This window comes from Hydrogenophaga sp., assembly GCF_050182545.1.
Taxonomy (GTDB): domain Bacteria; phylum Pseudomonadota; class Gammaproteobacteria; order Burkholderiales; family Burkholderiaceae_C; genus Hydrogenophaga.
The window spans coordinates 30,509-45,232 of sequence record NZ_JBFXCD010000016.1; the positions used below are offsets into that span (position 1 = coordinate 30,509).

Annotated in this window: 14 protein-coding genes; 12 read left to right on the forward strand and 2 right to left on the reverse strand. The window is 69.3% G+C overall.

What is annotated here, in order from left to right; all coding sequences use genetic code 11:
• Positions 1–8: 8 nt before the first annotated feature.
• Together ilvA and AB7P10_RS15470 are read left to right on the forward strand one after the other, a co-directional pair.
• Positions 9–1,553 (forward strand): threonine ammonia-lyase, biosynthetic, encoded by a 1,545-nt coding sequence (gene ilvA / locus AB7P10_RS15465; protein ID WP_428294802.1) that lies wholly within the window; start codon positions 9–11, stop codon positions 1,551–1,553.
• An 8-nt stretch (positions 1,554–1,561) separates the two neighbouring features.
• Positions 1,562–2,659, forward strand: coding sequence for a nicotinate-nucleotide--dimethylbenzimidazole phosphoribosyltransferase (locus AB7P10_RS15470; protein WP_428294740.1), 1,098 nt, complete (start codon positions 1,562–1,564; stop codon positions 2,657–2,659).
• Here AB7P10_RS15470 and AB7P10_RS15475 read toward each other — a convergent pair.
• Positions 2,656–4,572, reverse strand: a complete 1,917-nt coding sequence (locus AB7P10_RS15475) for a DUF294 nucleotidyltransferase-like domain-containing protein (RefSeq protein ID WP_428294741.1) — start codon at positions 4,570–4,572, stop codon at positions 2,656–2,658. The genes AB7P10_RS15470 and AB7P10_RS15475 overlap by 4 nt on opposite strands.
• A 46-nt stretch (positions 4,573–4,618) precedes the next feature.
• A complete protein-coding gene (locus AB7P10_RS15480) occupies positions 4,619–5,125 on the reverse strand; it encodes a type II secretion system protein N (protein WP_428294742.1) in 507 nt (168 codons plus the stop codon).
• 79 nt (positions 5,126–5,204) lie between these two features.
• On the opposite strand from AB7P10_RS15480, the gene gspG reads away from it, so the two are divergent.
• From gspG to gspE, 10 genes are all read left to right on the forward strand, one after another.
• The gene (gene gspG / locus AB7P10_RS15485; RefSeq protein WP_428294743.1) at positions 5,205–5,678 is read left to right on the forward strand and encodes a type II secretion system major pseudopilin GspG; all 474 of its coding nucleotides are present in this window, start codon (positions 5,205–5,207) and stop codon (positions 5,676–5,678) included.
• Between the two features lie 65 nt (positions 5,679–5,743).
• Positions 5,744–6,196: a prepilin-type N-terminal cleavage/methylation domain-containing protein gene (locus AB7P10_RS15490; RefSeq protein WP_428294744.1), complete on the forward strand. Its 453-nt coding sequence runs from the start codon at positions 5,744–5,746 to the stop codon at positions 6,194–6,196.
• Positions 6,193–6,564 (forward strand): type II secretion system minor pseudopilin GspI, encoded by a 372-nt coding sequence (gspI, locus tag AB7P10_RS15495; RefSeq protein WP_428294745.1) that lies wholly within the window; start codon positions 6,193–6,195, stop codon positions 6,562–6,564. Before AB7P10_RS15490 ends, gspI begins: the two co-directional genes overlap by 4 nt.
• Before the next feature lie 2 nt (positions 6,565–6,566).
• Positions 6,567–7,289 (forward strand): PulJ/GspJ family protein, encoded by a 723-nt coding sequence (locus AB7P10_RS15500; protein ID WP_428294746.1) that lies wholly within the window; start codon positions 6,567–6,569, stop codon positions 7,287–7,289.
• Positions 7,289–8,272, forward strand: coding sequence for a type II secretion system minor pseudopilin GspK (gspK, locus tag AB7P10_RS15505; RefSeq protein WP_428294747.1), 984 nt, complete (start codon positions 7,289–7,291; stop codon positions 8,270–8,272). Before AB7P10_RS15500 ends, gspK begins: the two co-directional genes overlap by 1 nt.
• Before the next feature lie 102 nt (positions 8,273–8,374).
• Positions 8,375–9,682, forward strand: a complete 1,308-nt coding sequence (gene gspL, locus AB7P10_RS15510; RefSeq protein ID WP_428294748.1) for a type II secretion system protein GspL — start codon at positions 8,375–8,377, stop codon at positions 9,680–9,682.
• Positions 9,683–9,687: 5 nt separating this feature from the next.
• On the forward strand, positions 9,688–10,221 hold the full coding sequence (gene gspM / locus AB7P10_RS15515; protein WP_428294749.1) for a type II secretion system protein GspM: 534 nt from the start codon (positions 9,688–9,690) through the stop codon (positions 10,219–10,221).
• Positions 10,218–11,012: a type II secretion system protein N gene (gspN, locus tag AB7P10_RS15520; protein ID WP_428294750.1), complete on the forward strand. Its 795-nt coding sequence runs from the start codon at positions 10,218–10,220 to the stop codon at positions 11,010–11,012. The genes gspM and gspN overlap by 4 nt, the downstream gene beginning before the upstream one ends.
• A 45-nt stretch (positions 11,013–11,057) precedes the next feature.
• Entirely contained in the window at positions 11,058–13,259 is a 2,202-nt protein-coding gene (gspD, locus tag AB7P10_RS15525) for a type II secretion system secretin GspD (RefSeq protein WP_428294751.1), read from the forward strand.
• A 10-nt stretch (positions 13,260–13,269) separates the two neighbouring features.
• Positions 13,270–14,712: a type II secretion system ATPase GspE gene (gspE, locus tag AB7P10_RS15530; protein WP_428294752.1), complete on the forward strand. Its 1,443-nt coding sequence runs from the start codon at positions 13,270–13,272 to the stop codon at positions 14,710–14,712.
• Positions 14,713–14,724 lie beyond the last annotated feature (12 nt).

Genomic DNA, 14,724 nt, shown 5'->3' on the forward strand with positions numbered 1-14,724 from the left:
TCACGTCCATGGGGCCGGCCGACTACCTGAGAAAGATCCTGACGGCGCGTGTCTACGACGTGGCGGTGGAATCGGCCCTGGAGACCGCCGGCGACCTCAGCCGGCGCCTGCGCAACACCGTGCTGCTCAAGCGGGAGGACCAGCAGCCGGTATTCAGCTTCAAGCTGCGCGGCGCCTACAACAAGATGGCGCACCTGTCACCCGAGCAGTTGAAAAAGGGCGTGATCTGCGCGTCAGCCGGCAATCATGCCCAGGGCGTGGCGCTGGGCGCGCGCAAGCTGGGCACGCGTGCCGTGATCGTGATGCCGACCACCACGCCGCAGGTGAAGATCGACGCAGTGCGTGGCTTCGGCGGCGAGGTGGTGCTGCACGGCGACAGCTACTCCGACGCCTATCTGCACTCCCTGACGCTGCAGAAGAAGCAGGGCCTGACCTTCGTGCACCCCTTCGACGACCCGGACGTCATCGCCGGCCAGGGGACGATCGCGATGGAAATCCTGCGCCAGTTGCAGAGCCTGGGTTCCGACCACCTCGACGCGGTGTTCGTCGCCATTGGCGGCGGCGGCCTCATTTCGGGCGTGGCCAACTACATCAAGGCGGTGCGCCCCGAGATCAAGGTCATCGGCGTGCAGATGACCGATTCGGACGCCATGCTGCGTTCGGTGCAGGACGGGCAGCGCGTCACCCTGCCCGACGTCGGCCTGTTCGCCGATGGCACGGCGGTCAAGCTGGTGGGCGAGGAAACCTTCCGGATCGCCAGCACCCTGGTCGACGAATTCATTACTGTCGACACGGACGCGGTGTGCGCGGCCATCAAGGACGTGTTCGTGGACACGCGCAGCATCGTCGAGCCGTCCGGTGCGCTGGCGGTTGCGGCCATCAAGCAGTACGTGGCGACCCACAAGACGCGCGGCGAGACCTACGCCGCCATTCTGTGCGGTGCGAACATGAACTTCGACCGGCTGCGCTTCGTGGCCGAGCGCGCCGAGGTGGGCGAGGAGCGCGAAGCGCTGTTTGCCGTCACCATGCCCGAGGAGCGCGGCAGTTTCCGGCGCTTCTGCGAACTCATCGGCGAACTGCCCGGTGGGCCGCGCAACGTCACCGAATTCAACTACCGCATTCACGATGGCAGCCGGGCCCATGTGTTCGTGGGCATGACCACCCACGGCAGGGGCGAGTCCGGAAAGATCGCGGCCCATCTGATCCGGCACGGCTTCGAGACCCTGGACCTGACGCACGACGAACTGGCCAAGGAGCACATCCGCCACATGGTGGGCGGTCATTCGCCGCTCGCGCAGGAAGAGCGCCTGCTGCGTTTCGTGTTTCCGGAGCGGCCGGGAGCGCTGCTGAAGTTCCTGAGTCTGCTGCGCCCGGGCTGGAACATCAGCCTGTTCCACTACCGCAACCAGGGCGCCGACTACGGCCGCATACTGGTCGGCCTGCAGGTGCCGTCCAAAGACCACAAGGCTTTCGACAAGTTCCTGGACACGCTGGGCTATCCCTACGTGGAAGAGACCGGCAACCCGGTGTACCGTCTGTTCCTGAAAAGCTGAGCCCCGCCATGGCCCGCGACCCGGTATTCGAACCCATCACCCGCCGCGCACCCGAACTGCCCGCAGGGCTGAAGCTGCCCCGCATTGCACCGACTGGCGACACGATGCTCGAGCATGCGCTGACGCGCCGGCTGGCTCCTGAGGGGTTCCCGGAGCACGCGCTGGGCCGCATGCAGGCCCTGGTCCTGCAACTCGCGCGCGTCCAGCACCATGGTCCGCGGGCCTTCGAGCGGTTGACCTTCGATTCGCCGCAACTGCTGGTGTTTGCCGCCGACCACGGTATCGCCGACGAAGGCATGTCCGAACTCGCCCAGTCCATGACCTGCGAACACGTGCTGCAGTTGCTGCTGGGTGTCGCGCCGGTCAATGCGCTGGCGCAGTTGCATGGCTTTGACCTGACGGTGGTGGACGCGGGGGTCGCGTCCCACATCGCCCTGCCCGGCGAGGCGCGGCGCAAGGCCGCGCTGCTGCCACGCAAGATCGGCCACGGCACGCGCAACCTGCTGCTTGGTCCCGCGATGTCGCAGACCCAGGCGATTTCGGCATTGCATGCCGGCATGGACGTGGTGCGCCACCTGCCGGGCAACGTGATCGCGCTCGGCGATGTGGGCGTGGCCAACACCGTGAGCGCATCGCTCCTGCTGTCCCGCCTGTGTGGCGTGCCGCTGGTCGATGCCTGCGGACGCGACGATTTCCAGGGCGCCGGCCTCGACGACGCCGTGCTTGAACAACGCATTGAAAAGCTCTCGACCGCCGCCGCCCGGCACCGCAAGGCACTGGCGCCGCTGGATGCGCTGGCCGCGCTCGGGGGATTCGAAATCGCCATGATGGCCGGCGCCATGTTGCAGGCGGCGAGCGAACGCCGCGTGGTGCTGGTCGATGGCTATGTGGCGAGCGCTGCGGCCCTGGTGGCGCGCGGCCTGAGCCCGGCGGTGGCGGACTATCTCGTGTTCGGCCACCGGTCGGCGGAGACGGGCCATCGCCTGATGCTGATCCACCTGCAGGCGCAGCCCCTGCTCGACATGGGGATGCGCATGGGACAGGGTGCTGGCGCCCTGATGGCCTGGCCACTGCTGCTGGCGGCGCAGGCCTTGCTGCAACGCTAACGCTCGTAGTCGAGTTTCACGCGCTGCTGCAACGATCGCAGAACGCGCAAGGTTTCCCGCAGGATGCGGCGGTCGATGTCGTTGAGCTCGTCGACCGCGATGCGGTTGGGGTTGTCGCCCACCGTGGTGCCATCGAGCTGGGCGCGCAATCTCAACATTTGCAGGAACTCGAATCCCCCTACCCAGGCCTGGTATTCGCGCTCGGGCACGCCCATCAGCGGCCCGACCGCCTCAAGTCGTTCGCGCGTGCCGGTGGCGGTCACGCCATGGGCGAGCGCATACAGCCGCGCCACGTCAACGAATATCGCCGTGCCTTGCAACTTCAGATCGAGCGTTTCCTTGCCGTCGACTGTGGTGGTGTCTATGCGGCCCAGCCAGTTCAGTGGCGCGCTCTGGCCCAGGCCATTGAGCGCGAGTTGCCGCAGGAAGCGAGGGTTGCGCGCGGCGCGCGGCGTGACGACTTCGCGCAAGCGCGTGGCCAATGCGCTCTGGCCGGCGAGCGCGCGGAAGTCGAAATAGATACTGGAATTGAGCAGATCCTTGGGTGAGCCCTGGTCGATCCATTGCGCAAAACGCTGCTCCCATTCCTGCGCCGTGAGGCACAGCGCCCGATTGCTGGCCATGATGCCGCCCCTGCACAGCGGATAGCCGCAGGCGTCGAGCGCTTCGTTGACCTCGCGCGCGAAGGCCAGCAGGCGCTCCTTGTCGGGTGCAGGTCCCTCGGTCAACTCGGCCACGATGAGGGCGTTGTCCTGGTCGGTCGCAATGGTCTGCTCGCTGCGTCCTTCCGAGCCCAGCGCAAGCCAGCAGAACGCCAGCGGGCCAATCCCGTGCCGGGAGGCCGTCATGTCGATCAACCGCGCAGTCAGCACATCGTTGAGGTGGCTGATCAGCGAGGTGATCTGTTTCGCCTGCACCCCCTGCGCCAGCAGGCTGCGCGCGAAGCGGCGAATGTCCTGCGCAACGCCCTGCAGGCTGGGCAGATCGTCTGCGTGGCGAATGCTGCTGCTCACCTGTTTGATGCTCAGGCGCTGCAGCGCGAACAGATCGCGCTCGGAGACAACGCCCACGGCCCGCCCGTCGCGCGTGACGGGCACGTGGCGAATGCCGTGGGTCGTCATCAGCAGGGCCGCGTCCTGCGCGGTGTGCGCGTGCGTGAGCGTGCGCACGGGTTGCACCATGACTTGCCCGATCGGCAGCGTCAGCGGCAGTTCCGCCAGGGTGATGCGGCCCAGCACGTCGGAACGGGTCAGGATCCCCACCGGCATCCCGGCGGCATCCACCACCAGCATGGAGCCGACGCGCTGCTCGTGCATCTGCGCCAGCGCCTGGCGCAACGGCGTGGACGGCGCGCAGCTGACCGGCGTCTTGTGGCACAGCTGCTCCAGCGGTGTCTCCAGCGACTGCTCGCCCAGGGCCTGCGATGCATAGGCCACCTGCAGCGCGGCGCGGGACAGGTCGAGAAAACGCAGGATGCGCCGGTTGAGGTAGTCACCAAACACCGCGCTGCGCTCGGCCAAGGCACGCATGTCCTCGGCGGTGATCACCAGCGCGAACGTGTCCTCGGCGGCGCTGTAACGGGTCGTCGGCGCGCGCTCGGCCAGCACAGCGCTCACGGGAAGAAGGTCGCCGGCCTCGTATTGGAAAGCACCACCGGCGACATCGGAGAGCCCCCGCTGCCCTACCACCGCGCCGCGCCGGATGAAGAACAGGTGCCGCACGGGCCCGTCCTCGGGCGCGACCACCGACTCGCCAGGCCGGAAATAGGCGTGCCGCGATGCCTCGACAAAGGCCCGCACGTCGGCCGGCTGCATCTCGCGGAACGGGGAATGGCCCTGCAACTCGTCGCACAGCTGGGCAACGAGGTTGTCCGGCGGACGGGGCCACTCGGCGGGGTGGGGACTGTGGGTCATGCCTTGGGCCATGCACAGGCCGCAGCGCCCTGCGCGCGGCTACCGTTCAGGACGGAGCAGCCGCCTCGGGCAGGGTCAGCTCCAAGGTGGCTGGCGCCTCCAGCGAGGGGCCCAGCCGCACGGTCGAGCGCGTGACCGCCTGCAGCACAAGGCCGCCATCCAGCGCCGCGCCAACGCGGTAGGGCCGGGGCGGCTGGCCATCGACGCCAATCAGCGCGGCTCCGTCGCGCGTGCCCACCGCCACCACCCCCAGGAGGTTGTAGCGCGGGGGCGCGGCATTGGCGGCCACCGCCGCGGTCGCGACCGCGGGCAGCGCACCCAGCGTGCGGGCCACCGCTGCGGTGTCGGCGCTCACCTGCTCGGTGGTCAGGGCCGAGACCGGCGTCACCGGCGCCCGGCCCCAGGCCAGCAATACCCAATAGCCCGCGCTCAGGCCGGCGGCCAGCCACAGCAGCCCGGCCGCCACGGTCGGGCCGCGGCGGCCTGCCGTCTGCAGAGCCGCCGGGCTTTCCATGAGGAAACCGGAGTGTCCGAACGCGGGAACCTTCTTCATGCGCGCATTATGATCGACAGCAGCGCTTTGCGACCCGGTTGTCAAGGCCTTCCACGTGCCCCTGTTTGCGGGAGATCGAATGCCTCATATCACCCCTCTCCCACCCCTTCGGACCCTGCGTTGGGCCACTGTCGCGCGGCGCACGGTACAACGCGGCTTCACCCTGATCGAGCTCATGGTGGTGCTGGTCATCATCGGCGTGCTCGCCGCGCTGATCGTGCCCAACGTCCTGGACCGCGCCGACGACGCGCGCGTGACCGCCGCCAAAACCGACGTGAACAACCTCATGCAGGCGCTCAAGCTCTATCGGCTGGACAACCAGCGCTACCCCACGGGCGAACAAGGTCTGAACGCCCTGGTGGTCAAGCCCTCGGCGAGCCCGGTGCCACCGAACTGGCGCCCCTACCTGGACAAGCTGCCGGGTGATCCGTGGGGCCGGCCGTACCAGTACATCAACCCAGGCGTCAAGGGAGAGGTCGACGTGCTCTCGCTGGGCGCGGATGGCCAGGCCGGTGGTGAGGGCCGCGACGCCGACATCGGCAGCTGGCAGTGAGCTTGAGGATGGTCGAGCCCCCGCGCTCCACCGCCGCCTTCACGCCCTTTCGCTGAGGTCGATCCATGCCCGGCAAGGCCCACGGCTTCACCCTGCTCGAGCTCATGGTCGTGCTGGTGATCGTGGCGCTGGCCACTGCGGGGGTGAGCCTGGCCCTGCGCGACACCGGCGCCACGCGGCTCGAACGCGAGGGCCTGCGGCTGTCGGCCCTGCTGGAGTCGGCGCGCGCGCAGTCGCGCACCAGTGGCTTGCCGGTGGTCTGGACCGGCCTGCCGCAGGGCTTTGAATTCATCGGCCTGCCCACGCAGGCCGGCCCGGGCTCGCTGGCGGGTCCGCGCCCCTGGCTGAGCCCGGACACCCAGGCCCAGGTGATTCAACCTCCCGGGGCGCAGACCCTCGTGCTCGGTCCCGAGCCCCTGATTCCCGCGCAGCGCCTGGTGCTGGTGCAGGGCGAGCGCCGCATCACGCTCGGCACCGACGGCCTGTCGCCCTTCGCCGTGCTGGGCCCAGCGCCATGAAAAGCATCGCCCGTGGATTCACGCTGATCGAAGTGCTCGTGGCCCTGGCCGTGGTCGCGATCACGCTGGCGGCGGGCCTGCAGGCCACGGGCGCGCTCACGCGCGCCGCCAGCCGGCAGAGCGACCAGTGGCTGGCGCAGCTGTGCGCGGAAAACGAGTTAACCCGGCTGCGCCTGCAGCGCCAGCTGCCCGGCACCGGCGAAAGCGACGCTGGCTGCGTGCAGGCCGGGCGCGAAATGCGCGTGCACCTGTCCGTGCTGCCAACGCCCAACCCGAACTTCCGGCGCGTGGACACGGTGGTGGAAGCGGCGGTGGATGGCGTGAACGTGCGCCTGCTGACCCTCTCCACCGTGATGGGGCGCTACTGAGCATGAAGGCGCGTGGCTTCACCCTCGTCGAGCTGCTGGTGGCCATTGTCGTCATGTCCATGCTCGCGCTGCTGAGCTGGCGCTCGCTCGACGGCATGACGCGCACGCAAACGCTCACCCAGCAACGCGCCGACGACCTGCTGCGCATGCAGGCGGCGATGGGCCAGTGGGCGGCCGACCTCGATGCGGTAATCGACACCGGCGAGGTCAACGCGATCGAATTCAACGGCCAGGTGCTGCGCATGACGCGGCGCGACAGCGGCGAGTCGCGCCTGGACAGCCGGGGTATTCGCGTCGTTGCCTGGACGCGACTGACCGGCGTGGCGCTCGCGGGCTTGCCCATCATCTCGTCGAGCAGCCGCGCCAGCGGACAGTGGGTGCGCTGGCAATCGGGGCCTTTGCTGCGGCGCGACGAACTCGCGCGCGCCTGGCAGCGGGCCGCTGACTGGGGCCGTGGCGCCCTGCCTTCGCAAACCGGCAGCACCGACAGCACCATCGCGCTGCTGGGCATCGACCAGTGGCGGCTGTTCTTCCACCGGGGTGACGGCTGGTCGAATCCCCAATCTTCCGTGGGCACCGAAGAGCCGGTGGGCGCCGCCGACGATTCGCGCTCCGGCAGCCTGCCCAACGGTGTGCGCCTGGAACTCGTGCTCGGCACCGGCGAAGGCCTCAGCGGCAGCCTGGTGCGCGACTGGGTACGTCCCACCCTGGAGGCAGGACGCTGATGAAGACCGCTGCCCTGCGCCACACCCAGCGCGGCGCCGCGCTGCTGCTGGCGATGCTGGTGGTCACGCTGGTGGCAACGCTGGCCTCGGCCGCGCTGTGGCAGCAATGGCGCGCCGCCGAAGTGGAGCAGGCCGAACGCCAGCGCGTGCAGGCCGGCTGGATCCTCACCGGGGCGCTCGACTGGGCGCGCCTGATCCTGCGCGAGGACGCGCGGGACAACCAGAGCAGCGGCAATGCCGACCACCTGGGCGAACCCTGGGCCACGCCGCTGGAAGAGGCGCGCCTCTCCAGCTTCCTCGCCGCCGACAAGAACAACAACACCGACGGCATGCTGGAAGCCTTCCTCTCGGGCGAGGTGATCGACCTGCAGTCGCGCATGAACTTCCTCAACGTGGTGCGCGTCGTGGGCACCGGCGCGCAAACCACCGTCGAGCTCTCCGAAGCCGACATGCGCAGCTTCGCCAAACTCTATGAACTGCTGGGCCTGCCCACCTCGGAACTCAACGCCGCCGCCAACGAGCTGCGCGCCTCGATGCGCCTGGCGCTGAGCGACCCGCTGCCCTCGCGCACGTCCCTGCTGCCGAAGAAGTTTGCCCAGCTTGCCTGGCTCGGCATCGGTCAGCGCAGTCTGGCGGTGCTGGAGCCCCATGTCACCGTTCTGCCCAACCGCGCCACGCTCAACTTCAACACCGCCAGCGCGCAGACCATCTGTGCCAGCGTGCCCGGCATGGACCTGGCCCAGGCCCGCCAGCTCACGGCCGCGCGCGAACGCGAACCCTTCAAGAGCCTGGCCAATGTGAGCACCGCGGTGCCCGCCATCGCCGGCCAACTGTCTGATCTGTACCACGGAGTGCGCAGCAACCATTTCGAGGTGCGCGGGCGCCTGCGGCTGGACAACACCACCATCGAGGAGCGTTCCCTCGTGGTGCGCAACAACCTGGAAGTGCGTGTGAGCTGGCGCGAGCGCTTTGCCAGGCGCTGAATTCAGCCGGGCTCACAGTGCGCGCAATGCCCTGCGGGACACACAGGGTCTCTAGAATGGTGCATTCACCCTTCGGTAACACCTTCGCATGACTGCATCACCGTGCTGATCGTCACCCCCTCGGACTTCTCCGCCGCTCCCGCCGCAGGGCCAACGGCCCTGTTCGACTGGGCGCGGTCCGGCAACGGCCAGCAGATCAACGACCATGGCCAGTGCGCCGCCGCGCTGCTGCCGCGCGACGACGACCTGGTGCTGGTGCTGCCCCCGCGCGCCGTGTCATGGCACCGGGTCGCGTTGCCCAAGGTAGCCCCGGCGCGCCTGCGCGCGGCGCTGGACGGTCTGCTGGAAGACCGCCTGCTGGCCGACACTGCGGAACTGCACTTCGCCCTGGAGCCCGGCGGCCGCTCGGGCCAGACGGTCTGGGTCGCGGCCTGCGACAAGGTCTGGCTGCGCGGCTGGCTGCAAACCCTGGAGTCCGCCAGCCGCCCCGTGGGCCGCATCGCGCCCGCGCTGTGGCCCCTCGTTCCCGCCGAGGCCCCCGGTGCATCGCCAGGCGCCTCGCGCAGCTTCACGCTGGACGTGCCCTCCAACATCCACTGGGCCTACAACGAAAACGGCCAGGTCTGGCTCGGCAGTGCCGGGCTGCTCGGCGTGAGTTGCTCGCCGGTGCGCGAGACGCCCATGGGCAGCGGCACCGCCGCCGACATGGTGGTCACGGCCCTCATGCCGCCGGCCATCGATGCCCCCGGCGAGCCGGGCGAGTTCGACGTCTGGCTGGCCGACCCGACCGTGGCCGGCCAGGCCGAACAGGTGCTGCAACAGCGGTTTGAACTCGTGGCCCAGCCCGCCTGGCTGCTGCGCTGCGCCCAGTCCGACTGGAACCTGGCCCAGTTCGACCTGAGCCTGTCGGCCGGCGCACGGCGCAGCCAGCGACTCAAGCGCAGCTTGCGGCAATGGCGCAACGCCCCGGCGTGGCGGCCCGCGCGCTGGGGCCTTGCCGCCCTGCTGGGCGTGCAACTGGTGGGCCTGAACGCCGCCGCCTGGCACGAGCGCAGCGCACTCGACACCAAACAGCGGGCCGTGGTGCAGACACTGCAGAAGACCTTTCCGCAGGTGACCGTGGTGCTGGACGCGCCGGTGCAGATGCAGCGCGAGGTCGCGCGCCTGCAACAGGCCAGTGGCGCGCTCTCGGCCGGCGACCTCGAAACCCTGCTCGCGGCCATCGATCAGGCCGCCGCTGGCGAGGCCCTGATCCCCTCGGTCATTGCCTACGGCACAGGCGAGGGCCGCTTCTCCGGCTGGCGCGCCAGCGAGGATCAGTTGCGCGCGCTGCAGCAGTCGCTGGAACGCAACGGCTGGCAGGTTCGCTTCAATGGCAACGAGCTGGCCCTGCGACCACCGCAACCCTGAACCCCATGGCTACCCGCGACGCCACCTCCCCTTTCGCCCGGCTCACGCTGGCGCTGTCGGTCGCGCTCTCGCGGCTGTCTTCCCGCGAGCGCACCGCCGTCACCGTCGCCGCCTGGGTCATCGGCGTGGGCCTGCTCTGGTGGCTGGCGGTGGCGCCGGCCCTGACCACCCTGCGCGAGGCCCCGGCGCGCCATGCCCGACTGGACGCCCAGCTCGTGCAGATGCAACGCATGGCCGCCACCGCCGAGGGCCTGCGCGGCCAGAACACGACCCAGCCGCCCAGCCGCGACGACGCGCTGCGCGCGCTCGAGACGGCCACCACCGGTCTGGCCGGCACGGGCCAGTTGTCCGTTCTGGGTGATCGCGCCACGCTCACCCTGCGCAACACGCCACCCGAAGCACTGGCCCAATGGCTGGCCCAGGTGCGCATCAACGCCCGTGCACTGCCGGTGGACAGCCAGATCACCCGGGAACCCGGCAGCCCAGGCTGGAGCGGCACCGTGGTGCTCGCCGGCCCCGCCCTGGGCGGTACGCCATGAACAGCCTATGGCCCGTCCGCCTGGCCTGGCTGGGCGGTTTCATCGGGCTGCTGGTGGCGCTGGTGGTGTTCGCGCCCGCGCACTGGCTGGCCAGCTCCGTGACCTCGGCCACGGGTGGGCAAGTGCAACTGCTCAATGCCCGCGGCACGGTCTGGAACGGCCAGGCCGACCTCGTCTTCACCGGCGGGGAAGGCAGCCGCACTCAAACCGCCCTGCCCCAGGGCCTGCACTGGCAACTGGCGCCGCGTCTGGCGTCGGGTTCCGTGGCACTGGCGCTGGCCCTGCGCGCGCCCTGCTGCACCCCTGAGCCCATGGCCCTCACGCTGATTCCACGCCTGGGTGGCGCCGAACTGCGTGTGGGCGCCACCAGCAGCCTGTGGCCTGCCGAACTGCTGGCCGGTCTCGGCACGCCCTGGAACACCCTGCGGGTGGAGGGCCAGCTGGCGCTGCAGACCCCTGGCCTGACGCTGCGCTGGGACCAGGGTCGCGCCAGTCTGCAGGGCGAAGCCTCCATCGAGGCACTGGACCTGGCCTCGCGCCTCTCAACCCTGCGCCCGCTGGGCAGCTACCGCATGAACATGCGCGCGCAGGCCGATGGCAACACCACCACGCTGGACCTGCAAACCCTCCATGGCGCATTGCAGCTCCAGGGCAGTGGCCAATGGGTGGGCGGGCGCCTGCGCTTCGAAGGCGTTGCAGAGGCCGCGCCCGAAAGCGAGGCGGCCCTGGGCAACCTGCTCAACATCATGGGTCGCCGCCAGGGCCCACGTTCGCTGCTCAACATCGGCTGACCATTGCGTGCGCCGCTCCTCCACACTTCACGATACGATCCGCTCATGAATCCGAACCCCTCCCGTGTCGTGCCCGCCCGGCCTCGCCGCCGCGCCGGCGCACCGACCCACGGCGGTGCACTCACGGCCCTGGCGCTGGCCTTGTGCCTGACCTCGGGCAACGGCGTTTCGCAGACCACGCGCGCCAGCGAGCCGGTGGTGCTGAACTTCGTCGCCGCCGACATCGAGTCGGTCGCTCGCACCATGGCCACCATCACCGGGCGCAACGTCGTCGTCGATCCGCGCGTCAAGGGCACCGTCAACCTCGCCACCGAGCGCCCCGTCACCCCCACTGCCGCGCTCAACCAGTTTGCGGCCGTGCTGCGCCTGCAGGGCTTCTCGCTGGTGGACACGGGCGGCCTGTACAAGATCGTGCCGGAGGCGGACGCCAAGCTGCAGGGCAACGTCGTCAGCGCGGGCTCGGTCTCGGCGCTGCCAGCGTCCAACACCGTGGTCACGCAAATCTTCCGCCTCAACCACGAGTCGGCCAACAACCTCGTGCCGGTGCTGCGGCCGCTGATCGGTGCCAACAACACCATCAACGTCAACCCCGGCAACAACTCGCTGGTGATCACCGACTACGCCGACAACCTCCAGCGGATCGGTCGCATCATCGCAGCGCTGGACGTGGCGGGGGCGACCGATGTCGAGGTCATCCCGCTGCAGCATGCGGTGGCCGCTGACATGGCCGCTCTCGTAGGCCGGCTGATCGACCCGGCCGTCGCGGGCGGCGGCGCCCAGACAGACCAGTCCTACAAAACCACGCTCGTGGCCGAACCCCGCAGCAACAGCCTGGTGCTGCGGGCGGCCAATCCGGCACGCCTCGCGCTGGTGCGCTCCCTGGTGGCGCGGCTGGACCAGCCGTCCTCGGAGAACGTGAGCGGCAACATCCATGTGGTCTACCTGAAGAACGCCGATGCCACCTCCCTGGCCACCACGCTGCGCGCGGCCCTGGCCGGGCAGGCGGGTGCTGGCGACGGTTCCGCCCTCGGCACCTCCACCACCCGCGTTTCGCTGCCCGCCGGCGTTGCGGCCGGTGCCGCAGGCAACCCAGCAACGGCTGCGGTGGCTTCCAGCGCGCCACCGTCCACAGGCGGCCAGATACAGGCCGACCCGGCCACCAACTCGCTCATCATCACCGCGCCCGAACCGCAGTACCGCCAGTTGCGCGCCGTGATCGACCAGCTCGATTCGCGCCGCGCCCAGGTCTACGTCGAGAGCCTGATCGCCGAAGTCAACGCCGAGAAGGCGGCCGAGTTCGGCATCCAGTGGCAGGGCGCGCTCGGCAATTCGGGCGACCGCGTGATCGGCCTGCTCGGCACCAACTTCGGCACCGGCGGCAACAACATCGTCAACCTCGCCCAGGGTGAAACGGCCCCCAATACGGGCCTGAACTTCGGCCTGGCACGCCGCACCAACGGCGTCTACGTGCTGGGTTTCCTTGCGCGCTTCCTGCAGGAAAACGGTGAAGGCAACATTCTTTCCACACCCAATCTGCTCACGCTGGACAACGAGGAAGCCAAGATCGTGATCGGCCAGAACGTGCCCTTCGTGACTGGCCAGTTCACCAATACCGGCAGCAACGAAGGCTCGGTCAACCCGTTCCAGACCATCGAGCGCAAGGACGTGGGCCTGACGCTGCGCGTGAAGCCGCAGATCAGCGAGAACGGCACCATCAAGATGACCATCTTCCAGGAGGTCAGCAGCGTGCAGCCGTCCTCCGTCAATTCCAGCACGGGATTGATCACCAACAAGCGCACCATCGAATCGACCGTGCTGGTCGACGACGGCTCCATCGTGGTGCTGGGTGGCCTGCTGCAGGACGAATACGCCGGCAACCAGGAAAAGGTGCCCGGCCTGGGCGACGTGCCGATCTTCGGTGGCCTGTTCCGCAGCGAGTCGCGTTCGCGCCGCAAGACCAACCTCATGGTGTTCCTGCGTCCGGTGGTGGTGCGTGACGCGCGCGAGACCAGCACCCTGGCACTGGACCGCTACGAGCTCATGCGCTCGGCGCAGAAGGATTCTCAGCCAGTCCAGAGCAAGGTGCTCGGCGTCAACGAGGCCCCGGTGATGCCGCCGCAGGCCGCCCCCGGCACCTTCCCGACGGGCCGCGAAGGCCAGGCGCCGGTGCGCTCGCTGGCCGACCCGCGCACAACGCCGCCGGTCAACCCCGCGCCCGTGCAGGCACCGGCGACGCCGCAGCAGTGAGGCGGCGGCCGTGAAATACCCGCTGCCCTACGCGTTCGCCCGTGAGCACCACTGGCTGATCGAAGACGACGGCATCAACCAGACCCTGCTGGGTAGCAGCACGCCCGCGACCGACTCGGGCGCGCAGACCCGGCGCCTCTCGGCGCTGTCGGAAATCCTGCGCTGCCACGCGGTGGACGACATCCGCTGGGAAAACGGCGAGAGCCTCAAGCAACGCATCAGCGCAGCTTACGCGCAGGGCGAATCCAGCGCGGCCGCGGTGGTGAGCGAGGTGCAGAGCGACGCCGACCTCAGCCGCATGATGCAGGAGCTGCCGGCCATCGAGGACCTGCTGGAGACCGCCGACGACGCGCCCATCATCCGCATGCTCAATGCCTTGCTCACGCAGGCCGCGCGCGATGGCGCGAGCGACATCCACATCGAGCCCTACGAGCGCCACTCCAGCGTGCGTTTCCGCGTGGACGGCACGCTGCGCGAGGTGGTGCAGCCCAACCGCGCCCTGCACGCCGCGCTGATCTCGCGCCTGAAGATCATGGCCGAGCTCGACATCTCCGAGAAGCGCCTGCCGCAGGATGGCCGCATCTCGCTGCGCATCGGCACGCGCGCGGTCGACGTGCGCGTCTCCACCCTGCCCAGCGCGCACGGTGAGCGCGCCGTGCTGCGCTTGCTTGACAAGAGCGAGAGCAAGCTCAGTCTGGAGGCGGTGGGCATGCAGGGCGACGTGCTGGAACGCTTCCGCAGGCTGATCGGCCAACCGCACGGCATCATTCTCGTGACCGGCCCGACGGGCTCGGGCAAGACGACCACGCTCTACGCCGCGCTGCAGCGCCTGGACGCCAACGCGCAAAACATCATGACGGTCGAGGACCCGATCGAATACGAGCTGCCGGGCGTGGGCCAGACGCAGGTCAATGCGCGCATCGACCTCAGCTTCGCCAAGGCCTTGCGCGCCATCCTGCGGCAGGATCCGGACGTGATCATGATTGGCGAGATTCGCGATTTCGAGACCGCGCAGATCGCCATCCAGGCCTCGCTCACCGGCCACCTCGTGCTGGCCACGCTGCACACCAACGACGCGCCCAGCGCCGTCACCCGCCTGACCGACATGGGCGTCGAGCCCTTCCTGCTCAGTTCCTCCCTGCTGGGCGTGCTCGCGCAGCGCCTGGTGCGCCGCCTGTGCGTGCACTGCCGGCGCCAGGACGACAAGGGCCAATGGCACCCGGTGGGTTGCCCCCAGTGCAACCACAGCGGCTACAAGGGCCGCACCGGCATCTACGAGCTGATGGTGGCCGACGACAAGATCCGCGCGCTGATCCACAACCGCGCCGCCGAGAGCAAGGTCTACGTGGCCGCCGAGGCCGCCGGCCTGCGCTCCATGCGCGCCGACGGTCAGCGCCTGATCGACGAGGGCATCACCTCGCCCGAAGAGGTGATGTCGGTGACAAGAGACTGAGCCGTCCGCCGA